Origin of the sequence: Polynucleobacter sp. UB-Siik-W21 (assembly GCF_018687415.1) — a bacterium.
Lineage (GTDB): Bacteria > Pseudomonadota > Gammaproteobacteria > Burkholderiales > Burkholderiaceae > Polynucleobacter.
In genome coordinates this window covers 1,297,236-1,318,774 of the sequence record NZ_CP061289.1, presented here as the reverse complement: position 1 = coordinate 1,318,774, position 21,539 = coordinate 1,297,236, and the positions used below count along the sequence as shown (strand labels likewise).

At 46.9% G+C, this 21,539-nt stretch carries 19 protein-coding genes; 18 read left to right on the top strand and 1 reads right to left on the bottom strand.

From position 1 onward, the window contains the following. Positions 1-23: 23 nt before the first annotated feature. The 14 genes from rlmN to C2756_RS06785 all read left to right on the top strand — a co-directional run bounded on the left by rlmN (position 24) and on the right by C2756_RS06785 (position 16,637). Positions 24-1,199, top strand: coding sequence for a 23S rRNA (adenine(2503)-C(2))-methyltransferase RlmN (gene rlmN, locus C2756_RS06850; protein WP_251372169.1), 1,176 nt, complete (start codon positions 24-26; stop codon positions 1,197-1,199). A gap of 13 nt (positions 1,200-1,212) precedes the next feature. Continuing rightward, positions 1,213-2,490, top strand: coding sequence for a flavodoxin-dependent (E)-4-hydroxy-3-methylbut-2-enyl-diphosphate synthase (gene ispG, locus C2756_RS06845; RefSeq protein ID WP_215294939.1), 1,278 nt, complete (start codon positions 1,213-1,215; stop codon positions 2,488-2,490). 30 nt (positions 2,491-2,520) lie between these two features. Next, complete coding sequence (hisS, locus tag C2756_RS06840) at positions 2,521-3,861, top strand: histidine--tRNA ligase (RefSeq protein ID WP_215318229.1); 1,341 nt, start codon at positions 2,521-2,523, stop codon at positions 3,859-3,861. A 72-nt stretch (positions 3,862-3,933) separates the two neighbouring features. Further along, positions 3,934-4,593: a tetratricopeptide repeat protein gene (locus C2756_RS06835; protein WP_215318228.1), complete on the top strand. Its 660-nt coding sequence runs from the start codon at positions 3,934-3,936 to the stop codon at positions 4,591-4,593. Continuing rightward, positions 4,593-5,759: an outer membrane protein assembly factor BamB gene (bamB, locus tag C2756_RS06830; protein WP_251372167.1), complete on the top strand. Its 1,167-nt coding sequence runs from the start codon at positions 4,593-4,595 to the stop codon at positions 5,757-5,759. The genes C2756_RS06835 and bamB overlap by 1 nt, the downstream gene beginning before the upstream one ends. Then, positions 5,756-7,120 (top strand): ribosome biogenesis GTPase Der, encoded by a 1,365-nt coding sequence (der, locus tag C2756_RS06825; RefSeq protein WP_215318227.1) that lies wholly within the window; start codon positions 5,756-5,758, stop codon positions 7,118-7,120. Before bamB ends, der begins: the two co-directional genes overlap by 4 nt. 167 nt (positions 7,121-7,287) lie before the next feature. After that, the gene (hfq, locus tag C2756_RS06820) at positions 7,288-7,539 is read left to right on the top strand and encodes an RNA chaperone Hfq (protein ID WP_215294932.1); all 252 of its coding nucleotides are present in this window, start codon (positions 7,288-7,290) and stop codon (positions 7,537-7,539) included. Beyond that, positions 7,532-8,773 (top strand): GTPase HflX, encoded by a 1,242-nt coding sequence (hflX, locus tag C2756_RS06815; protein WP_255534188.1) that lies wholly within the window; start codon positions 7,532-7,534, stop codon positions 8,771-8,773. The genes hfq and hflX overlap by 8 nt, the downstream gene beginning before the upstream one ends. Beyond that, a complete protein-coding gene (gene hflK / locus C2756_RS06810; protein ID WP_215318226.1) occupies positions 8,763-10,262 on the top strand; it encodes an FtsH protease activity modulator HflK in 1,500 nt (499 codons plus the stop codon). The genes hflX and hflK overlap by 11 nt, the downstream gene beginning before the upstream one ends. After that, entirely contained in the window at positions 10,262-11,131 is an 870-nt protein-coding gene (hflC, locus tag C2756_RS06805) for a protease modulator HflC (RefSeq protein ID WP_215318225.1), read from the top strand. Before hflK ends, hflC begins: the two co-directional genes overlap by 1 nt. Before the next feature lie 20 nt (positions 11,132-11,151). Further along, positions 11,152-12,312 carry an ATP phosphoribosyltransferase regulatory subunit gene (locus C2756_RS06800; protein WP_215318224.1) on the top strand — a complete coding sequence of 387 codons (1,161 nt, stop codon included), beginning with the start codon at positions 11,152-11,154 and terminating at the stop codon, positions 12,310-12,312. 72 nt (positions 12,313-12,384) lie between these two features. Beyond that, positions 12,385-13,725, top strand: a complete 1,341-nt coding sequence (locus C2756_RS06795) for an adenylosuccinate synthase (RefSeq protein WP_215318223.1) — start codon at positions 12,385-12,387, stop codon at positions 13,723-13,725. A 114-nt stretch (positions 13,726-13,839) separates the two neighbouring features. After that, positions 13,840-16,056, top strand: coding sequence for a malate synthase G (locus tag C2756_RS06790; protein WP_215320880.1), 2,217 nt, complete (start codon positions 13,840-13,842; stop codon positions 16,054-16,056). Between the two features lie 77 nt (positions 16,057-16,133). Further along, entirely contained in the window at positions 16,134-16,637 is a 504-nt protein-coding gene (locus C2756_RS06785; protein WP_215318222.1) for a hypothetical protein, read from the top strand. Here C2756_RS06785 and C2756_RS06780 read toward each other — a convergent pair. Next, on the bottom strand, positions 16,624-17,139 hold the full coding sequence (locus C2756_RS06780; protein WP_215318221.1) for a hypothetical protein: 516 nt from the start codon (positions 17,137-17,139) through the stop codon (positions 16,624-16,626). The two genes, C2756_RS06785 and C2756_RS06780, sit on opposite strands and share 14 nt — an antisense overlap. Before the next feature lie 80 nt (positions 17,140-17,219). Here C2756_RS06780 and C2756_RS06775 point away from each other — a divergent pair, with 80 nt between their 5' ends. The 4 genes from C2756_RS06775 (at position 17,220) to C2756_RS06760 (ending at position 21,240) form a co-directional block, all read left to right on the top strand. Next, the gene (locus C2756_RS06775) at positions 17,220-18,458 is read left to right on the top strand and encodes an MFS transporter (RefSeq protein WP_215318220.1); all 1,239 of its coding nucleotides are present in this window, start codon (positions 17,220-17,222) and stop codon (positions 18,456-18,458) included. Between the two features lie 36 nt (positions 18,459-18,494). Continuing rightward, positions 18,495-19,178 (top strand): dienelactone hydrolase family protein, encoded by a 684-nt coding sequence (locus C2756_RS06770; protein WP_215318219.1) that lies wholly within the window; start codon positions 18,495-18,497, stop codon positions 19,176-19,178. Between the two features lie 38 nt (positions 19,179-19,216). Further along, the gene (locus C2756_RS06765; RefSeq protein ID WP_215318218.1) at positions 19,217-19,714 is read left to right on the top strand and encodes a hypothetical protein; all 498 of its coding nucleotides are present in this window, start codon (positions 19,217-19,219) and stop codon (positions 19,712-19,714) included. 161 nt (positions 19,715-19,875) lie between these two features. Continuing rightward, positions 19,876-21,240, top strand: coding sequence for a site-specific integrase (locus C2756_RS06760; protein WP_215318217.1), 1,365 nt, complete (start codon positions 19,876-19,878; stop codon positions 21,238-21,240). Positions 21,241-21,539 lie beyond the last annotated feature (299 nt).

The window sequence follows — 21,539 nt, the reverse complement described above, 5'->3', positions numbered from 1 at the left end:
TCTTAGATTTTGACGCTGACCAAATGGCAGCGTATGTCGCGGGGTTAAATGAAAAGCCCTTTCGGGCGAAGCAACTCATGCAGTGGATTCACCAACGCGGTATATCCGACATCAATGACATGAGTGATTTAGCAAAAAGCTTTAGAGCGACATTGCTCGATAAAGCCCAAGTCCTCTCGCTTCCCGTGATTAAAGATGAGCACGCGCACGATGGCACCCGTAAGTGGCTGTTAGATGTGGGTGCGGGTAATGCGGTCGAGTCTGTTTTTATTCCTGAAGATGATCGCGGCACGCTGTGCATCTCTTCTCAGGCAGGTTGTGCAGTCAACTGCCGCTTTTGCTCCACTGGACGTCAAGGCTTTTCTCGCAATCTGACTTCCGGTGAAATCATTGGCCAACTTTGGTTTGCTGAGCATCTCTTGCGCAATGATCCAGAGGCTGTGCGCAGAATTGAAAAATATCCAACCCCGGGTTGGGAACACACGGGTCGTGTGATCTCTAATGTAGTGATGATGGGTATGGGCGAGCCATTGCTGAACTATGACAATGTAGTCTCTGCACTGCGTTTAATGCTCGATGACAGAGCATATGGCTTATCGCGTCGTCGCGTTACCGTGTCGACCTCAGGCGTTGTGCCCATGATTGATCGTTTGGCACAAGATTGTCCAGTGGCATTAGCAGTGTCATTGCATGCGCCGAACGATGCCTTACGTGATCAATTGGTGCCGCTTAACCAAAAATATCCCTTACGCGAGTTACTTGATGCTTGTGAGCGTTACTTACCATTTGCGCCCAGGGATTTCCTGACCTTTGAATACTGCATGCTCGATGGTGTAAATGATTCTGACATCCAGGCAAAAGAATTAGTGCGTTTACTCAAAAACATCAAGTGCAAAATTAATCTGATTCCATTCAATCCATTTCCAGAGTCTGGTCTCAAGCGCTCCTCGGCTCAGCGCGTGAATGCCTTTGCTAGCATTCTGTTAGATGCGGGTATGGTGGCAACAGTCCGCAAGACTCGGGGTGATGACATTGCTGCCGCCTGTGGTCAGCTAGCCGGTGATGTAGTCGACCGCACACGAGTGCGCGAACGGGCTGTGCATAAGACTGAGATTGAGCTTACTGAATTAGAGTCTGATGAAGAGCCCGTTGCGTACTCCAATACGCAGCCAATAGAATGGCTTAAAAAGTTAAATTAAAGATTGGATCCTCATGAGTTCTGATAGTTCTTTGTCACCACTACCGAATTTACCTTTAGGTCCAGCGCCTAAACGGGCAACCCGTCAAGCAAGCGTTGCTTGGAAAACCAACATCATTACTGTCGGTGGTGATGCGCCAGTGCGCGTGCAATCGATGACCAATACGGATACGGCTGATGCAGTGGGTACAGCGATTCAGGTGAAAGAGTTAGCACGTGCTGGTTCGGAGATGGTGCGTATCACGGTGAACACGCCGGAGGCTGCAGCAGCAGTTCCTTATATTCGGGAGCAGTTGGACAAGATGGATGTCTTAGTGCCATTGATTGGCGACTTTCATTACAACGGCCATACTTTATTGAATGATTACCCAGAGTGCGCTAAAGCGCTCTCGAAGTACCGCATTAATCCAGGTAATGTGGGTAAGGGCGCAAAGCGTGACCCACAGTTTGCGCAAATGATTGAAGCAGCGTGTAAATACGATAAGCCCATTCGGATTGGTGTGAACTGGGGGAGTTTGGATCAAGACCTATTGGCTTCCATCATGGATAGCAATGCGGCCTTAGCCAACCCGAAGACAGCGCAAGAGGTGATGATTGAAGCCTTGATTCAATCTGCTTTGCAGTCTGCAGAAAAAGCCGTTGAGCTTGGCATGAACCCTAATCAAATTTTGTTGTCATGCAAAGTGAGTAATGTGCAAGACTTGGTGGCGGTATATCGTGATCTTGCACGTCGCTCTGATTACCCATTGCACTTAGGGTTAACTGAAGCGGGCATGGGCAGTAAAGGCATTGTGTCCTCAACCGCAGCAATGGGCATTTTGTTGCAAGAGGGTATTGGCGATACGATTCGGGTTTCATTAACACCTGATCCTGGTGCTCCTCGTGAAAACGAAGTGATCGTTGCACAAGAGATTTTGCAAACCATGGGCTTGCGTAATTTCACACCCATGGTGATTGCTTGTCCTGGTTGCGGTAGAACCACGAGTACGACTTTCCAAGAGTTGGCCGCCGATATTCAATCCTATTTGCGCCAACAGATGCCAATTTGGAAGAAATCTCACCCTGGCGTGGAGAATATGAATGTGGCAGTGATGGGTTGCATCGTGAATGGCCCAGGAGAGAGCAAACATGCCAATATTGGGATCTCCTTACCGGGAACAGGCGAAACGCCAGCAGCTCCGGTGTTTGTGGATGGCGTTAAAGTCAAGACCTTGCGTGGCGAAAATATTGCCCAAGATTTTCAGGTCATCGTCGACGACTATGTCAAACAAAACTACGCTACCAAGAATTAATCAAGCTAAATAAGTAGAAGAATAAGAAGAATGACTGACCAAAGTAAAGACGCAAAAGCCCAAGCAGCGCAAACCAAAGTTCAGAAGATGAATGGCGTCCGTGGCATGAATGATTTGCTGCCAGCTGATGCTGCGCCGTGGGCTCATCTTGAGCACGTCTTGCGTGATTTAACGCGCGCCTATGGTTATGAGTTTTTGAGAACGCCAATTGTGGAGGCGACTGCGGTATTTCAGCGAGGTATTGGTGAAGTGACCGACATCGTTGAAAAAGAAATGTATTCCTTTGAGGATCGTCTCAATGGTGAGCAACTCACTTTGCGTCCTGAAGGTACTGCTGCACTTGTGCGCTCGGTGATTGAAAATAATTTGCTCTACGAAGGACCTAAGCGTCTTTGGTATACCGGCCCGATGTTCCGTCATGAGCGTCCACAGCGTGGTCGCTATCGTCAGTTCCACCAGTTTGGGATTGAGGCGCTGGGCTTTGCTGGTCCCGATATCGATGCTGAAATCATTCTCATGGGGCAACGTCTGTGGGATGAGTTAGGTCTGAAGGGTGTTCGCCTGGAGATTAACTCTTTAGGTCAAGCCAATGAGCGCGCTGAGCATCGTGCCGCCTTGGTGACTTACTTTGAGAAAAATCAATCTCAGTTAGATGAAGATTCACAGCGTCGTTTACTCACCAACCCTTTGCGTATTTTGGATTCTAAAAATCCAGAGATGCAAGCCTTGATTGAAGGTGCCCCCAAGTTATTGGATTTCTTGGGTGAGGCATCGCTGGCGCATTTCAATGCAGTGCAAGCCTTAATTAAGGCGAACAATATCCCTTGCAATATTAATCCGCGTCTAGTACGTGGCTTGGATTACTACAACCTCACCGTATTTGAGTGGATTACCGATGAGTTAGGCGCGCAGGGTACGATTGCGGGTGGTGGTCGTTATGATCCTTTGATCGAGCGCATGGGTGGTAAAGCAGCGCCAGCTTGTGGATGGGCTATGGGTATGGAGCGTGTTCTGGAATTGATGAAGGTGTCTGGCTCCTTGCCTGAAGCCCAAGCCCAATGCGATGTCTTTGTTTTACATCAAGGTGGCGAGACTTTAACTACCGCCATGATCATTGCCGAGCGTTTACGGAGCGCTGGTATTGACGCTATCCTTTTCTGTCCTCCAGATGGTCAGTCTGCCAGCTTTAAGTCTCAAATGAAGAAGGCTGACGCCAGTGGTGCTGCCTTTGCCGTCATTATCGGCCCTGATGAATTAGCCAAAAATGAGGCGCAACTCAAAGACTTACGGGGCACAGGTGAACAGCAGTCTATTCCCCTAGAAGGTGTACTGGAAGCAGTAATTGACGCTCTGGTAGGCGCCTCCGAATAGAATGGCTTAGTAGTCATTACATTCATTAAGAAATGAAGAACGAAATTAACCACGAAATCAGCTCGGATTGACATGCCTTTAGATCTAGAAGAACAAGAACAGTTAGACCAACTCAAAGCATTTTGGCAAAAGTATCGCAACCTGATAACGGGTGTGGTGACTGCGGCTTTATTTGCTTATGCCGCCTATAGCGGATATCAGTGGTGGCGTAATAGTCAGGCTCTCGAAGCTTCGAAGTTATACGAGACCATGGTGGGCGCGATTACTAAGGGCGATAAAGATCAAACCTTGCGTGCTGCGGATGATTTGCAAAAAGACTATGCTCGCACCCCTTATGCACCGATGTCGAGTTTAATTGCGGCGCGCATCGCAGCGGATGCTGGTGACAATGCTAAAGCACTAGATTATTTACGCTGGGCTGCTAAGAATGCTTCTAATGATGGCTATCTCGCTTTAGCTAAGTTGCGTTTGGTATCGCAATTGATTGAGCAAGGTAGTGAAAAGGATTTTGCTGAAGCCGATCAAATACTCAAAGATAAGCCGGTAGCTGGTTTTGAAGCCCTATGGCTTGAGCGACGGGGTGATTGGTATTTGGCGCAGAAGAAAAATGCGGAAGCAAAAGCCTGTTATCAAGATGCTTGGAAAGCATTAGATCAAGCAAAAGAATTTCCTGAAGAGGCGCGTCGCCTCCTGAAGGTGAAGTTAGATGCTGTTGGAGGAGTTGCTCAGTGATGGTCGCAATGAAGGTTTCAGTGAAGCGTGCAGGAAAACTCATTAGCAGCGCCCTGCTGATTGGGGTGGTTGCCACTGCTTTGGTCGCGTGCTCAGGTAGTTCTCGTGTGCGCAAGCCTGCAGAACTGGTGTCAGTTACCAACCAATTCGATTTGCAGCCGGTTTGGTCTACGAGCGTTGGCTCATCAGAAACCTTTAACTTTCATCCGGTCGTGGCGGGTGATGCAGTCTATGCAGCCTCACATCGTGGCAACCTAGCCAAAATTGATTTGGCAACCGGCAACAAAGTCTGGGAAGCATCGGTTCCTGAACGTTTGGCGATTGGCCCTGGTTCAGATGGCCGCGTTACCGTTGCTGTGAGTATTAAGGGTAATGTGTATGCCTATGATGATAGCGGTAAGCCTTTATGGAATGTCAATGTCGGTAGCGAAGTATTGAGTGAGCCGGTAGTTGCCGGTGGCGTGGTAGTCATTCGTGCGCTGGACAACCGCTTTATTGGTTTGGATACCCAAACTGGCGTGCGTAAGTGGATCTATCAACGCCAACAATCAGCATTGTCCTTGCGTGTTGGCTATGGCATGTTGCCAATCAATAATGAAGTGATCGTGACCGGTTTTGCTGGTGGACGCTTTGGCATGATTGCAATGGCTAACGGCGGTTTAGTTTGGGAAACCCCAGTGTCCTTTCCAAAAGGCTTCTCTGAGATCGAGCGTTTGAATGATGTGACTGCCAAGCCGAGCATGCAAGGCGATATTATTTGCGCTGTCTCCTACCAAGGCCGCATTGGTTGTGGTCAAGCCCGCACTGGCAATCTCTTGTGGTTTAAGGATTACTCGAGCTATACCGGCACTGCTCAAGGTACTGAATTAGTCTTCTCTGCCAATGAAAAATCGTATGTCACTGCTTTTGTCACTAAGGACGGTACTCAGGCTTGGGAAAACACCCAGCTGACTTTCCGTGATGTCGGTGAGCCTTTAGCAGTGGGTAGAGTATTACTTATGGGTGACGCGCAAGGTTATGTGCATGCATTTTCTCAGGCGAATGGCGAGATGGTCGCACGTATTCGTCACGATAGTAGTCCAATCTCAGCCGCCCCTATTGCCGTGGGTGGCCTCATCTTGATTCAATCTCAGGGTGGAAAAATTGCAGCGTACAGTCCAAAATGAATCCAGTCATCACTATTGTCGGTCGCCCCAATGTTGGGAAGTCGACACTTTTTAATCGCTTAACGCGTTCACGTGATGCCTTAGTTGCAGACTTTTCTGGTTTAACGAGAGATCGTCACTATGGCAAAGGCCGTATTGGCGAGCGTGCATTTATTTGCGTGGATACCGGTGGTTTTGAGCCGGTTGCAAAGACCGGCATTGTTGCCGAGATGGCCAAGCAAACGAAACAAGCGGTCGCTGAATCTGACATTGTGATTTTCTTGGTAGATGGTCGCCTTGGTATGGCGCCACAAGACCGCGTGATTGCCGACTTCTTACGTAAGACTGGTAGGCCCATCATTCTGGCTGTGAACAAAACCGAAGGTATGCAAGCAGGGGTTGTCACTGCAGATTTTCATGAGCTTGGTTTGGGTGAGCCGTTCCCGATCTCTTCTGCGCATGGTGATGGTGTTCGTGGCCTGATTGACGATGCACTTGATTCATTAGGTATCGCTGAGTCAGACGAAGCAGAATTAGCGAGCGATCCAAATCGTCCGATGAAGATTGCAGTAGTAGGTCGTCCTAATGTGGGTAAGTCGACCTTGATCAATAAATTGATCGGTGAGGAGCGCGTCATTGCATTCGATATGCCAGGAACCACCCGTGATGCGATTGAAGTTCCGTTTGAGCGGAATGGCAAGCCGTATATCTTGGTGGATACGGCAGGCTTGCGTCGCCGTGGAAAAGTCTTTGAAGCGATTGAGAAGTTCTCTGTGGTTAAAACCTTGCAAGCGATTGCTGATTGCAATGTGGTAATTCTGATGCTCGATGCTCAGCAAGATATTTCTGAACAAGACGCGCATATCGCAGGATTTATTGTGGAAGCAGGGCGTGCACTGGTAGTTGCCGTCAACAAGTGGGATGGCATCGATTCATACGTCAAAGAACGTGCCCGTTTAGAGATTGCGCAAAAGTTGCGCTTTCTAGACTTTGCTAACGTGCATCCGATTTCTGCGAGAAAAGGGACTGGCTTAAAAGAGCTCTTTAAAGATGTGGATGCTGCTTATGCAGCGGCCATGGCGAAATTGCCAACCCCACGTTTGACCCGCATTCTGCAAGAGGCAGTGGAACACCAGCAGCCAAAACGGGTTGGTATGGGTCGCCCTAAATTGCGTTATGCACACCAAGGGGGCATGAATCCTCCGATCGTTGTGATTCATGGAACATCATTGAGTGGCGTGACTGATAGCTATAAACGCTATCTAGAGGGTCGCTTTAGGGATGTCTTTAAGCTGCGCGGTACGCCTTTACGGATTCAGATGAATACCGCCAAAAACCCCTACGTCGATGCAGATAAAGGTAAAAAGGGCAAAAAGCGCTAGTTTGGGATAAGCTTTTATCTTGGAAGTAATCAAGCCTTGATTTCTATGTAATTAAGCCCAATATAGATAGCTAGGTAACAACAGTTTTAGAGGTATTTAGTAAAAAAATAATCAGCAAAAAGCAAGACTCCCAAAATAAAGCAAGTCAAAAATAAATAAGGAGCAGTATGAGTAATAACAACCCCAACAAAATCCAATTACTGCAGGATCCGTTTTTAAATGCACTACGTAAAGAGCACATTCCTGTTTCAATCTATCTTGTGAATGGTATTAAATTGCAAGGCAATATCGAGTCATTCGATCAATACGTTGTACTTCTGCGCAATACCGTAACGCAGATGGTTTATAAACATGCAATCTCCACGATCGTTCCTGCTCGTGCGATTGATTTCCGTGTAGAAGAAGCTAGCTCTGTATAAAACTGGTGTAGATGCGGCGCGCGCCGTTCTGGTTGGTGTAGATACCGGACGCGAAGATTTTGCAGACAGTATGGCTGAACTCAGCCTCTTGGCTGATAGCGCTGGTTCTATTCCCGCAGCGAGCGTCATTGCGCGAAAGGGTAGAACCGATCCCGCTTTATTCATTGGCTCTGGAAAGGCGAATGAGTTAAAGCGCGTGATGGAAGAGCATGACGCTGAATTAGCTATCTTCAATCATCCTTTATCCCCGACGCAGCAGCGGAACTTAGAGCGTCATATTGGTCGTCATGTGATGGATCGCACGGGTTTGATTTTGGATATCTTTAGTCAACGCGCGCAAAGCCACATCGGTAAGACCCAGGTCGAACTAGCGCAAGTGCGTTATCGCATGTCTCGCCTCGTGCGCGCTTGGAGTCACTTAGAGCGTCAGCGGGGTGGTATTGGTGTCCGTGGTGGACCGGGTGAAACCCAGATGGAGTTAGACCGCCGGATGTTGGCGACCAAAGCTAAGCGCCTTGAAAATGAATTAGAAAAACTACAGCGTCAGCAAAGAACCCAAAGAAGGGCGCGCAATCGTCAGGATGTGTTCTCCGTTTCCTTAGTGGGGTATACCAATGCTGGTAAATCAACCCTGTTCAATGCGTTGACCAAGGCGGGAACTTATGCTGCTGATCAGCTCTTTGCCACCTTAGATACCACTTCTAGAAGAGTCCATTTAGAGGGGGTAGGCTCAATTGTGGTGTCAGATACCGTCGGATTTATCCGCGATTTGCCACACCAGTTGGTCGAGGCCTTTAGGGCTACTCTGGATGAAACGATCCATGCCGACCTGATATTGCATGTAATTGACGCCTGCAGCCCAGTTGCTAGGGAGCAAAAAGCGGAAGTTGAGGCGGTTTTACAAGAAATCGGGGCTGACGACATCCCGCGCATTGAGGTGATGAATAAGATCGATTTAATGCCTCAAACCTTCACCCGCGGGGCGGTTTTAGAGCGCGATAACCAAGGTTTTCCGAGCGAAGTTTTCCTCTCAGCCCAAACAGGCTTAGGCCTTGATTTAATGAGGTCAGCCTTGGCGGAATGCTCCCAAATGACTGATAAAATGAGGAGTGAACACAACCGTGCTAAGACCCAACTGGCCCCGGACGAGTTTTTAGCACCTTTACCTGAACGACCAGAGTCATCCGAATTTAATCCGATTCCTAACCGAAGCTACTTTTCTAATGATGCGTAAATTTTTAGACCTTTTTTCGGTCAATGATCCAGGTTGGGGCAATAGCCACAACAACGGATCCAAAGATTCCAAGGATGCCAAAGAAGGGCAGGGCAATGAGCAAGCTCCAAAAGTAGAGCCTGATCAAAATCCACCAACAGGTCAGCCAAATAAGCAGCCAACCAAGCCAGATGGTCCACCAGATTTGGATGAGTTGTGGCGCGATTTCAATGACAAGATTGCCGGTATCTTTGGCGGTAAGAAAAAGCCAGGTACGAATTCAGGCGCTTCCGCTAAAAAACCCAACAGTGGCGATATTCCTCCGCCATCTCAGCGTGGTGGCAACGGTGGTGGTTCTGCTGGACCAAACTTTAATTTCACAAACCCCTTTAGCTCCAAGAGTGGTCCGCTAGTAGCGCTGGCGATCTTCCTCTTCTTTTGGGTGTGCAGTGGTTTTTTCATTATCCAAGAAGGTCAGGCGGGAGTTGTTCTGAGTTTTGGTAAATACGACTACACCGCTAAGCCTGGTATTAATTGGCATTTCCCATGGCCACTCCAGTCTGCTGAAACTGTCAATCTCTCGGGCGTGCGCTCCGTTGAAGTGGGCCGTCCGGTATTGATTAAAGCGACTAATCAAAAAGACTCTTCGATGTTGACTGAAGATGAAAACATTATTGATGTGCGTTTCGCTGTGCAATACCGCTTAAAAGACCCAACTGATTATTTATTTAACAATCGTGATCCTGATGCTGCAGTCATTCAAGCTGCTGAAACAGCTGTGCGCGAGATTGTTGCTCGTAGCAAGATGGATACTGTTTTGTACGAAGGGCGCGAGAAGATTGGTATTGATCTTGCCAATTCGATTCAAAAGATATTGGATAGCTATAAGACAGGTATTTATGTCACGAGCGTTACGGTACAAAACGTACAGCCACCAGAACAAGTGCAAGCTGCATTTGACGATGCGGTGAAAGCTGGTCAAGATCAAGAACGCTTAAAGAGTGAGGGCCAGGCTTATGCCAATGACATCATCCCGCGCGCTAAGGGTACTGCAGCTCGCTTAATTCAAGAGGCAGAGGGCTATAAGGCTCGTGTAGTAGCTACTGCAGAGGGTGATGCAACTCGCTTTAAGCAAATCTTGGTGGAATATTCAAAGGCGCCACAAGTGACTCGTGATCGCATGTATATCGATACGATGCGCGAAATGTATAACAACGTGACTAAGATTTTGGTTGATACGACCAAGAGCAATAGTTTGTTGTATTTGCCGCTCGATAAGATTGTTGCGCAGGTCAGCGCAGAGACCGCGCAAGCTACTGGCGCTCCTGTTAATCAAGGCAACACAACTTCTACCAGTACCCCAACCGGTTCTGTCACAGTGGGTGGAGCAACAGGGCTTAATAATCCTGCGCCAACTACTGCGGCGCCCGGAGCAAGCCCAAGCTCTAGTAACGATAGGTCAGCGGATAAGCGCGATGGCTTGCGTAGTCGTGATCGGGAGAGCCGCTAATGAATGCTAATCGTCTGATCGTCGCTGCGGTTGCATTTATTGCGCTCATCTATGTACTATCTTCCAGTATCTTTGTTGTGGATCAACGCAAGTTCGCCGTTGTGTTCTCTTTTGGTCAGATCGTGCGCGTGATTGAGAAACCGGGTCTGCAGGTGAAGTATCCAGGTCCATTTGAGAGTGTGCGTTTCTTTGACCGCCGTATTTTAACAATTGATAATCCAGAGGCAGAGCGCTTCATTACTGCTGAGAAGAAAAATCTGCTCGTAGATTCTTATGTGAAGTGGCGCATTGTTGATCCTCGTAAATTCTTCATTAGCTTCAAAGGTGATGAGCGCCTGGCGCAAGATCGCTTAACGCAACTAGTGCGATCCGCATTAAATGAAGAGTTCACCAAGCGCACAGTCCGTGAATTGATTTCTGATCAGCGTGAAGAAGTGATGCAAGGTATTCGCAAGAAGGTCGCGGTTGATGCATCTGATATTGGCGTAGAAATTGTGGATGTCCGCTTAAAACGTGTTGACCTCTTGGCTGAGATTAGTGATTCAGTCTATCGCCGGATGGAGGCTGAGCGTAAGCGTGTAGCCAATGAGTTGCGCTCTACTGGTGCAGCAGAGTCTGACAAAATTCGCGCTAATGCAGAGCGTCAACGCGATACGATTTTGGCTGAAGCCTATCGTGATGCTCAAAAGATCAAAGGGGCGGGAGATGCTAAGGCCACCTCACTCTATGCCGAAGCATTTGGACGTGATCCACAGTTTGCGCAGTTCTATCAGAGCTTGGAGGCCTACCGTAACTCTTTCAAGGATAAGAAAGATGTGATGGTGGTGGAGCCGAATGGTGAGTTCTTCAAGTTTCTGCATAAAAAATAAGAAAGCGAATCATTCAGATCATGAATCGTTGGTTACTTCCTGAAGATATTGCAGACGTTTTGCCAGCTGAGGCTCGCAAGGTAGAGTCTTTGCGTCGTGCCATCTTGGATCTTTATCAATCCTATGGCTACGAACTAGTGGCTCCTCCAATTTTGGAGTTTTTGGATTCACTCTTAACTGGCACAGGTTCTGATCTCAATTTGCAAACTTTCAAATTGGTTGATCAATTATCAGGTCGCACCTTGGGCTTGCGTGCGGATATCACTCCGCAAGTCGCGCGTATCGATGCGCACTTATTAAATCGGGCAGGTGTTACTCGGCTTTGTTATGCAGGCTCGGTTGCGCATGCACGCACCCCCGTAGGTAGCTCATCGCGCGAACAATTGCAATTGGGTGCAGAGATCTATGGCTGCGCCAATTGGGAAGCGGACTTTGAAGCTATTACCTTATTGCTCAAGACTCTGGGTGTAGCTGGTCTCAATAAGGTGTATTTAGATTTGTCACACGCTGGCATCTTGACTGGTATTTTGGCTGATCAAAAGCTCGCTAAAGAAACCATTGAAACTTTATATGGCCTTTTGCAGACCAAGGATCGCCCTCGTTTACAACAATGGGCAACCTGTTTGCCTGCCAAGATTGCTGACGCTTTGCTCGCATTGACAGAATTAAATGGTCCGTGCGCTGAAGTGCTAGCTCAGGCAAAGCAGGTGCTACCGAAGCATGCTGCTATTGATCAGGCATTAGCAGACTTAGAGCGGATAGTTTCTGCAGCAAATGCTAATGTAGGTATAGAGCTCAGCATTGACCTAGCTGATCTGCGTGGCTATCAATATCACAGCGGTGTGATGTTTGCAGCTTATGTAGATGGCTTGCCACAACCGATTGCTAGAGGCGGGCGCTATGACCAGGTGGGTCAGGCCTTTGGTCGCTCCCGGCCTGCTACTGGATTTTCCTTGGATCTACTCACATTGGCTAGCTTGTCACCTTTACAGGTTCGTAAATTCGCTATCCTTGCACCTTGGGTTCAAGATGCGGCCTTAGAAAATGCCATCACTGAATTGCGCAATCGTGGTGAAGTAGTGATTCAGGTTCTCGCCGGAGAATCCGTTGAGGCAGCTGAATATGAATGTGATCGAGCATTGGTGAAGCAGGGTAACTCTTGGGAAGTAAAGAAGAACTAAAGTCAGTAGCAATCGATTGATTAATCAAGTAATCACTTAACCTAATTTGTCATTATCTTTTTGGATTTCAATATGTCTTCAAAGCAGCAAGCAAAAGGTCGTAACGTCGTTGTCATTGGCACCCAGTGGGGTGATGAAGGTAAAGGTAAGGTAGTTGATTGGTTAACTGATCACGCTCGAGCAGTCGTGCGCTTTCAGGGTGGTCACAATGCTGGTCATACCTTAATCATTGGTGGTAAGAAAACGATTTTGCGTTTGATTCCTTCTGGAATCATGCATAAAGAGGTGATCTGTTACATCGGTAATGGTGTGGTGCTGTCACCAGAGGCGCTCTTTAAAGAAATTGGCGAGCTTGAAGATGCCGGTTTAGATGTCCAATCCCGTCTAAAAATCTCCGAAGCCACCACTTTGATTCTCCCGTACCACGTAGCAATTGATCATGCGCGTGAGAAAAAGCGTGGGGAAGCCAAGATCGGTACAACCGGGCGTGGTATTGGCCCAGCTTATGAGGATAAAGTGGCACGTCGTGCTTTGCGCGTCCAAGATTTGTTCTATCCAGAAAAGTTTGCAGCGCAATTGCGTGAGAACTTGGAGTATCACAACTTTATGCTTACCAACTATTACGGTGCTGAGCCTGTCAACTATGAGAAGACGCTTGCTGAAGCGATGTCTTATGCAGAGCGCATCAAGCCAATGGTAGTCGATGTCTCTAGCGCTTTATATGCTGCTGAGCAAGCCGGTCAAAACCTCTTATTTGAAGGTGCGCAAGGTACCTTGCTCGATATCGATCATGGAACTTATCCATACGTGACTTCTAGTAACTGCGTAGCGGGCAATGCCGCGGCGGGTTCTGGTGTTGGCCCTGATTCACTGCAATATATCTTGGGTATTACGAAAGCCTATTGCACGCGTGTTGGTGCGGGCCCATTCCCAAGCGAGCTCTATGATCATGACAATCCAGCAAGACAAGATCCTATTGGTATTCGTCTTGCTGAAGTTGGTAAGGAATTTGGTTCTGTTACCGGTCGTCCCCGTCGCACTGGCTGGTTAGATGCTGCTGCTTTGAAGCGCTCGATTCAGATCAATGGTTTGTCAGGCCTGTGCATTACCAAGCTGGACGTGCTCGATGGCCTCGAAACCATTCGCTTGTGCGTGGGCTACAAGCTCGATGGCAAGAAGTTAGATGTATTGCCGCGGGGCGCAGAGTCAGTAGCTCGATGTGAGCCAATCTATGAAGATTTCCCAGGCTGGAAAGGCACCACTTTTGGGATTCGGGAGTGGGATAAGCTACCTGTAGAGGCGCAAAATTTCCTGCGCCGTATTGAAGAAGTGGCTGGTAAGCCAATCGCAATGGTTTCTACAGGACCAGAGCGTGATGAAACCATTCTTCTCCAACATCCCTTTCAGGATTGATGGAAAATATTTGATTCAGTAAGGAAGTGAGAAACGAAGTAAGAAACGAAGTAAGAAACGAAGTAAGAAACGAAGTAAACCCAATTTTTAACTTTTGCATAAGAAATGAATCACATGACTGCGCGTACTACCTGTAATGGCCTTCAAGTAGCAACCCCCTTGTATCGTTTTATTGAAGACAAAGTACTTCCTGGAACTGGCATTAAGAGTGCTGACTTTTGGAAGGGTTTTGATGAAATCGTTACAGACTTAACTCCAAAAAATGAAGCTTTACTGGCAAAGCGCGATCGTTTACAGCTTGATCTAGATAAATGGCACAAAGCCAATCCAGGCCCAATTAAAGATATGCCTGCGTATCGCAAATATTTAAAAGAAATTGGTTATATCGAGGATGTTCCTGCCACGATTAAGGCTACCACTCAGAATGTGGATGATGAGCTAGCTCTCCAAGCTGGCCCTCAGCTTGTTGTTCCAGTTCTCAATGCGCGCTATGCCTTGAATGCTGCTAATGCCCGTTGGGGATCTTTGTATGATGCTTTATATGGCACAGACGTGATCTCTGAAGCAGAAGGTGCCACTAAGGATGGCGCTTACAACCCGATTCGAGGTGCAAAGGTAGTTGCCTTTGCCCGTCAGTTTTTAGATGAATCCGCTCCTTTGGCTGGGGCTTTATATCGCGATGTAGTGGCCTATAGCGTTGTAGATAAAAAACTGTCCGTGAAATTAAAAGACGGTAGCACTACTAGCTTGGTTGATGAAAAACAGTTCGTGGGCTATCAGGGCGATGCTTCTGCACCATCATCCATTTTGTTGCGCAATCATGGCATTCATATTGATATTGAAATCGACAGGACTAAAACTATTGGTGCTGCTGATCCAGCCGGAGTCAATGATGTGGTGCTCGAGGCAGCACTCTCAACCATTTTGGACTTAGAAGACTCAGTAGCCGTAGTTGATGGCGATGACAAAGTACTTGCCTATGAGAACTGGTTGGGTATTCTCAAAGGCACCTTGGTTGAAGAAGTCAGTAAGGGTGGTAAAACATTTACCCGTAAACTGAATCCAGATCGTCAATATAAAGCAGGCATAGGCGCAACCAACGCAAAAGATGGCATTGTGACGCTGCATGGCCGCTCACTCTTATTCCTTCGCAACGTTGGTCACTTGATGACTAACCCAGCCATCATTACTGGCGAAGGTAAGGAAATCTACGAAGGTATCTTAGATGCCGTAGTCACCGTATTAATTGCTTTGTATGATATCAATCGCCCAGCAACTCAGGCCATTGGCAATACACGCAAGGGCTCTGTCTACATTGTGAAGCCAAAAATGCACAGCGCAGAAGAAGTGTCGTTTGCTAGCGAGCTCTTCGGCCGTGTTGAGAAATTACTGGGTTTACCCGAGAACACTGTCAAATTAGGCATCATGGATGAAGAGCGCCGTATGAGCGTCAATATTAAAGCTGCTATTGCTGCAGCTGGTGCTCGCGTTGCGTTTATTAATACTGGGTTCTTAGATCGCACCGGTGATGAAATGCATACCGGTATGTATGGTGGTGCCATGGTTCGCAAAGGCAGAATGAAGATTGCTAAATGGTTCGGAGCGTATGAGCGCCGTAATGTATTGGCAGGCCTAGATTGTGGTCTACGTGGCCGTGCACAGATTGGTAAGGGTATGTGGCCTGCGCCAGATCTGATGAAGGAGATGGTAGAACAAAAAGGGGCGCATCCTCTAGCCGGAGCCAATACGGCTTGGGTACCATCACCTACTGCTGCCACTTTGCATGCCATGCACTATCACCAAGTTAATGTGGCCAAGATTCAAGAAGAGATGGAGAAAGAAGATACTGCAGCCGAGTATGAGGCTTTAACTGACGATCTCTTGACTGTGCCAATTGCGCTCTATCCTGATTGGACTAAAGAGGAGATTCGCGAAGCCCTCAATAATAATTGCCAAGGTATCTTGGGTTATGTAGTGCGCTGGATTGACCAAGGCGTAGGTTGCTCTAAGGTGCCTGATATTTATAACGTAGGCTTAATGGAAGATCGTGCAACTTTGCGTATTTCTAGTCAGCATATTGCTAATTGGTTGCTACACAAATATGTCACTAAGGCTGAGGTACAGGAAGCAATGCAACGCATGGCTAGCATTGTTGATATGCAAAATGCAGGCGACCCTTTGTACAAGCCAATGATGCCAAACTACAAAGACTCTTATGCCTTTAAAGCTGCTAGTGATTTGATCTTCAAAGGTCTAGAGCAGCCTAATGGCTACACTGAGCCACTCTTGCATGCATGGCGTTTGAAAGTGAAGCAGGCGCAGGCGAAGTAATTCGCATTTGCCCGTAAAAAGAAATGGATTTGTCGCAAGGCAAGTCCATTTTTTATTTACCAATTGCATAAATAAGTATGTTTAGTTTCTTAAATCCTTTCTCTCACTTAAAACGCTCAAGCAAAGTCTTTCCATTTCAATATCATGATGGTGGCAGAGGTGAAGCTGGCTTTAAAGGTAGCGCTGGCGACTGCGTTGTCAGATCGATTGCGATTTCAGCGAATCTTCCTTATCTACAAGTCTATCAAGATCTGGGTGAGGCTAATGAGCGATACGCTAACGAGCGAGATAATAAGCTATCAATACATCTTGTCCGCAGGGGTTCATCGCCGCGGAACGGTAATCATCGCAATGTGTTTCATGATTACATTTTGAGTCATGGCTTTGAGTGGGTTCCCACCATGAGAGTAGGAGCAGGGTGCCAGGTTCACCTCAGGCCCGAAGAGCTTCCATTAGGCACTTTGATCGTTAAGGTCTCCAAGCACCTCACGACTGTGATTAATGGCGTGATTTTCGATACTCATAACCCATCTAGAGGTGGCAATCGTTGTGTATATGGGTATTACATCAAGAAGATTTAATGCGACTCCGGCTGTACTTTTGTCCCCAGGCTTTTTTGTAGGCTTCAGTCATTCCGATCATGACCGAGGTGGTCCAGGCGATTGAAAAGAGACCGGAAAATGCAATAAAGAAAGCCAAGCTTTTCCAGCCTGCAGGTAAGGAATCTGCGGCAAATCCTACGGTGGTATAGCAACTACCTGCAAATATCAAAGCCTCGATTCCATTCGGAATCAAATTGAGTGCAATTAAGTAAACAGACCAAATCACAATTTCACAAATGTGCACGCAGGCAATCAAAATAAATGAGGCATAAAAGTGTATAAACACTCGGTTATATTGCCCCTGACTTTGATTCTTTTCGGTCCTTCTATCAAAGCGCATGATGATGTGATTAATGCAGCTACCATGAAAGACCAGAATCGCAATCAGGCCCAAGACTCCAAAGAAAACATCCGTGATAAGCGGTATCACGGGGATGCCTAGTACGGCTGTTTGTAGAACTGGTTCGGCAAATGTAGTCATGATCTAGGCAGGTAAGGGGTCGGCAGGATTGGGATTCAAGGGGGATAATGGCATATTGACCAGCGCGTGTAAAGCAGACCTTGAACCAGCCATCTAATCTTTTTGAATCCCCTAAGCGAGAGCGTTTTTTTCTCTTTGCATTAGCCGGAATTCAGTTCACCCATATCTTGGATTTTATGATCATGATGCCTTTAGGGCCTCAGTTCATTAAAGCATTTTCAATCAATACTCATCAGTTTGGCTTATTGTTATCTTCCTATACTTTTGCGGCAGCAATTGCGGGAATATTTGCAACTTACTATGTCGACCGCTTTGAGAGACGGCAGTTACTCCTACGTTTATATGTTTGCTTCATCATTGCAACAATAGCCTGTGGTTTTGCACCGAACTACCATTTACTATTTATTGCGCGTGCTTGTGCAGGGGCCTTCGGTGGGATCTTGGGTTCACTTGTTCAAACTATCGTGGCTGACTCTATTCCGTTTGAACGTCGTGGCAAAGCCTTGGGTACTGTGATGGCCGCATTTTCGGTCTCGACCGTTGCCGGCGTTCCCTTGAGTTTATTTTTAGCCAATCACATCGACTCTTTAGGTTGGCGTGCGCCATTTATGTTTATTGGTTTGATCTCCACTCTCGTTTTGTATATTGGTTATCGCAATATTCCCAAGATTTCAGGGCATCTTCATCATGTTCATGAGGGAAGTCGTTTTAGACAAATCTATGACATCTTGATTGCCCATCACCACTTGCGTGCTTTTGTGTTCATGGGCCTAATCATGTTGACGGGATTCTCAGTGATTCCATATATCGCGCTATATCTCACTGCCAATGTGGGTGTGGCTGAGTCCTATATTTCTCTGATCTATTTATGCGGTGGGGTGGCAACCTTAATGAGCTCCCGCTTGATTGGTCATATGGCAGATAAGTATGGCAAAGTACGCGTATTCAGAATCCTAGCAATAGTCAGTTTGATACCGCTGATCGTGACGACCAATTTAGTCCCCGTCCCTTTATGGGTGGTGTTAATTAATTCCACATCTTTCTTTATTCTCATCTCTGGGCGCATGATTCCAGCCATGGCAATGGTGAGTCAGTTAGTCGAGCCCAAGATTCGGGGAACTTTTATGAGCCTGGTAGGTTCAGTTCAAATGCTTGCCTCAGGCATTGCCTCGGTACTGGCTGGGGTAGTGGTAACTATCACGGCTGACGGTAAGATGGAGCACTACAACCTGGTTGGATATGGGGCGGTAGCCTGTGGCTTGCTCACGTTCTGGCTGGTAGGATATATTCATTCGGATACCAAAACGAAGAACGCCTAATGAATCCAATAGTCAGTAATAAATAAAGGAGCACACATGATCGAATACAAAAGACCCGATGGGCAATCAGTCAATGGATACTTGGCAGAGCCTGCAGATCAATCTCATGCTCCAGGGGTGGTCGTTATTCAGGAGTGGTGGGGGCTTGATAGTGAGGTGAAGGCTGTAGCCGATCGCTTGGCTAAGTCAGGGTATCGTGCACTAGTGCCTGATTTATATCGCGGCAAACTCGCTCTAGAAGCTAAAGAAGCAGAGCACCTCATGGGAGATCTGAACTTTGGTGATGCAGCGGGTCAAGATATTCGTGGCGCCGTTCAGTATCTCAAGGCTACTGGTAGCAAAAAAGTAGCAGTCACTGGATTTTGTATGGGCGGTGCATTAACCGTACTATCCGCCTGTCATGTTCCTGAGCTTGATGGCACGGTGGTCTGGTATGGCTACCCTCCGCTGGAATATGTAGATGCCAAAGCGATCACAAAGCCAATGATGGCGCACTGGGCTAGCCATGATGATTTCTTTGCCATCTCGGGCGTTGATCAACTAGATACAAAGTTAACTGAGGCGAATATCCAGCATGAGTTCTATCGCTACGATGCTAAGCATGCCTTTGCTAATCCAAAGGCGGATAGTCGCGGTATGCCACCATTGCAATATAACGAGGCTGCAGCAAACTTAGCTTGGGAAAGAACCATGGCATTCTTAAAAAAGAACTTGGCTTAATTGAAAAACCTTAATTTAAAAACTTTAATGAATTTGTCATGCATCTCTTTTCAGAAAACCTGGCAGTAGAAGTCTCCACTTATTACCGTAACCTAGTTTTAGGTCATGGCGTTACGCCTAAAGTCTTTACCTTAGTCAATAGCGATGGTGATCAATATCTATTCTTCATCGACGACCTACAAATGGAAAGAGCAGAGGAAGATCAATTCCTGGCATATATCGTCCAGCAACATGATGCAGTGACTTATGCTCGCGGTACCTTAGTCATCGTGGATAAGACCCAGCAATTCATCGAATTTGCCGTAGTGGATAAGGATGATGAAGAAGCGATTGTTTGCTCTGCAGAACTCACCCGCGACATGGAAGATAAGCCTATTGGTTTGACAGAGTTTGAGAAGACCCTAGTGAAAAGGAAATCCATTGTCTTTGGCCAGCTCTACGATCCTGTAAAACTCTCCGAGGAAAAAACAGACGATTTTGAAAGTCTTTGGGAAGAAATGAAGGGGAAGATTCTCCATAGAAACATGGGAATCTAAGCGCTATTGAATTTAGGCTGATTCGTCCCCATATAAGAGTTATCAGGACTAGTAGGAGTGTTTGGTGCCCAGGAAGTACGCTGAACTATTTCCTTAAACCCATGTAAAATAAGGCTTCTAGGTTAATTCGGTTATAACATCAGGTTACAAATCGGGTTACAATGGCTAAATTCCTTATTTACGGTCAAGAAATCATCGTGCCTTATCTAGTCTACAAAGGTGTTAAGAAGAACACACCCTACTATCAACGTAGAGTTCCCTTGTCCCTAGTTGCTCGGTTTGGCAAGAAGATCATTAAGCAAAAGCTAGATAAGAAGGACGGCGTATTTGCTCGTCAGGCAACCAACTTAGCAGCTTGGCATGATCAGCTTTTTGCATCAATGATTGCTGACCCCAATATCGTATTACCGGTCAATAAACAGGCAGCAGAGGGCTTGCTATTTACTTATGGACTCAAACCTGGTGATGGGCAGGTAAAACTGACTGCCCTACAAAATGCGGGTTCTGAATTTACTGACCAGCCACATTTAATTGACTTTGATGCTGATTACATGGAAAAGGCTGAGCGAGGTACTTTAACTGACATAGATAGGCTGGCAATGCAGGCCTTACATAAACCCTTGCCTGTAATGTGTTCTGAACTGTGGGACGCTTATTTAAAGGACGAGCAACGAACTGACAAGTGGATCAAGAAGCACAAGATGTACTTCGATCGTTTTATTAAGATGGTCGGCGACCTTCCAGTTGAAGCTTTGAGCATAAAGACTGCTAGGGCTTACCGTGATGAACGAGAGCGTCTTAAGCTTAAAAGTGAGACTGTTCAAAAGGAAATCAAATTCATTAAAGCCGTCCTAAACAAGGGAATGCGTGAGCTTGACATCAATATTCGCAATCCCTTTGATGGTGTCAGGGCTAATAAGCTGGGCAAGGATTCGGTTAAGCGGGAAACACTAAATATTGCCGGGCTAAAAAAGGTGATAGCCGTATGCAAGAAGAAGGGAGACGACTTAGCTTTGATTCTTCTTTTAATCGCCTTTACCGGAGCTAGATTGGGTGAAATCATAGGTTTGCGTCTTCAGGATATTCGCTTAACAGGCAAGCTTCCATCCATACGTATTACAGAATATGGACAAAGGACGTTAAAGACATCCAATTCAGCGAGAGAACTGCCGCTGCATCCTACGGTTTTGCCTTTACTGAAGCTCCAATGCAAGACTGTCACTAAGGAAAAGAAAAAAGTCTTATTTCCAAGGTATGCCGATGGAATATCAATGCCTAGCTCGGACACAGCATCCGCAACGTTGAACAAGCGGTTAAAGGGCATGATCACAGACAAGCACATTACCAACCACTGTTTTAGGCATACATTGGAAGATCGGATGCGTAACGCTGATATTCCTAAAGATCGTCGTGATGAATTTTTGGGACATGCAAGGCAGGACTCTGGCGATCATTACGGCGAGGGACGCGCTTTGGAATTTAAGAGGCGAGATTTACTTAAGGCAATGCCACTTTCCTTGGGTTAGCCCCAAGATTTATTTTGCTTAACTGCCAAAATTTGGGGCGGAAACCACGGGATATTTGCATTAGTATTAATAGAGGGCGAATTTTTCTCGAAACGCGTATTAGTAAGAGTGAAGGGCGCTTTTCTCTAAAAAGTTGCATAGGTAGTATTGAAGGTTGGATTTAACCTTCGTATAGGTCGGCTCAACTGGCGACCCTAAACAAATAGTTAGCTTGAACGGTTCGCGGTGACGCCCCGTTTATTTAGAAGTACAGCGACATGCCCCGAAGAACCGGGCCGTTGCTCATAGCGCTTTGTCAA

What these genes read in the sequence shown, in the direction of transcription:
- rlmN (WP_251372169.1), top strand. Translation starts at nt 24, where the DNA reads ATGGCAGCGTATGTCGCGGGGTTAAATGAAAAGCCCTTTCGGGCGAAG.
- ispG (WP_215294939.1), top strand. Translation starts at nt 1,213, where the DNA reads ATGAGTTCTGATAGTTCTTTGTCACCACTACCGAATTTACCTTTAGGT.
- hisS (WP_215318229.1), top strand. Translation starts at nt 2,521, where the DNA reads ATGACTGACCAAAGTAAAGACGCAAAAGCCCAAGCAGCGCAAACCAAA.
- C2756_RS06835 (WP_215318228.1), top strand. Translation starts at nt 3,934, where the DNA reads ATGCCTTTAGATCTAGAAGAACAAGAACAGTTAGACCAACTCAAAGCA.
- bamB (WP_251372167.1), top strand. Translation starts at nt 4,593, where the DNA reads ATGGTCGCAATGAAGGTTTCAGTGAAGCGTGCAGGAAAACTCATTAGC.
- der (WP_215318227.1), top strand. Translation starts at nt 5,756, where the DNA reads ATGAATCCAGTCATCACTATTGTCGGTCGCCCCAATGTTGGGAAGTCG.
- hfq (WP_215294932.1), top strand. Translation starts at nt 7,288, where the DNA reads ATGAGTAATAACAACCCCAACAAAATCCAATTACTGCAGGATCCGTTT.
- hflK (WP_215318226.1), top strand. Translation starts at nt 8,763, where the DNA reads ATGATGCGTAAATTTTTAGACCTTTTTTCGGTCAATGATCCAGGTTGG.
- hflC (WP_215318225.1), top strand. Translation starts at nt 10,262, where the DNA reads ATGAATGCTAATCGTCTGATCGTCGCTGCGGTTGCATTTATTGCGCTC.
- C2756_RS06800 (WP_215318224.1), top strand. Translation starts at nt 11,152, where the DNA reads ATGAATCGTTGGTTACTTCCTGAAGATATTGCAGACGTTTTGCCAGCT.
- C2756_RS06795 (WP_215318223.1), top strand. Translation starts at nt 12,385, where the DNA reads ATGTCTTCAAAGCAGCAAGCAAAAGGTCGTAACGTCGTTGTCATTGGC.
- C2756_RS06790 (WP_215320880.1), top strand. Translation starts at nt 13,840, where the DNA reads ATGACTGCGCGTACTACCTGTAATGGCCTTCAAGTAGCAACCCCCTTG.
- C2756_RS06785 (WP_215318222.1), top strand. Translation starts at nt 16,134, where the DNA reads ATGTTTAGTTTCTTAAATCCTTTCTCTCACTTAAAACGCTCAAGCAAA.
- C2756_RS06780 (WP_215318221.1), bottom strand. Translation starts at nt 17,139, where the DNA reads ATGACTACATTTGCCGAACCAGTTCTACAAACAGCCGTACTAGGCATC.
- C2756_RS06770 (WP_215318219.1), top strand. Translation starts at nt 18,495, where the DNA reads ATGATCGAATACAAAAGACCCGATGGGCAATCAGTCAATGGATACTTG.
- C2756_RS06765 (WP_215318218.1), top strand. Translation starts at nt 19,217, where the DNA reads ATGCATCTCTTTTCAGAAAACCTGGCAGTAGAAGTCTCCACTTATTAC.
- C2756_RS06760 (WP_215318217.1), top strand. Translation starts at nt 19,876, where the DNA reads ATGGCTAAATTCCTTATTTACGGTCAAGAAATCATCGTGCCTTATCTA.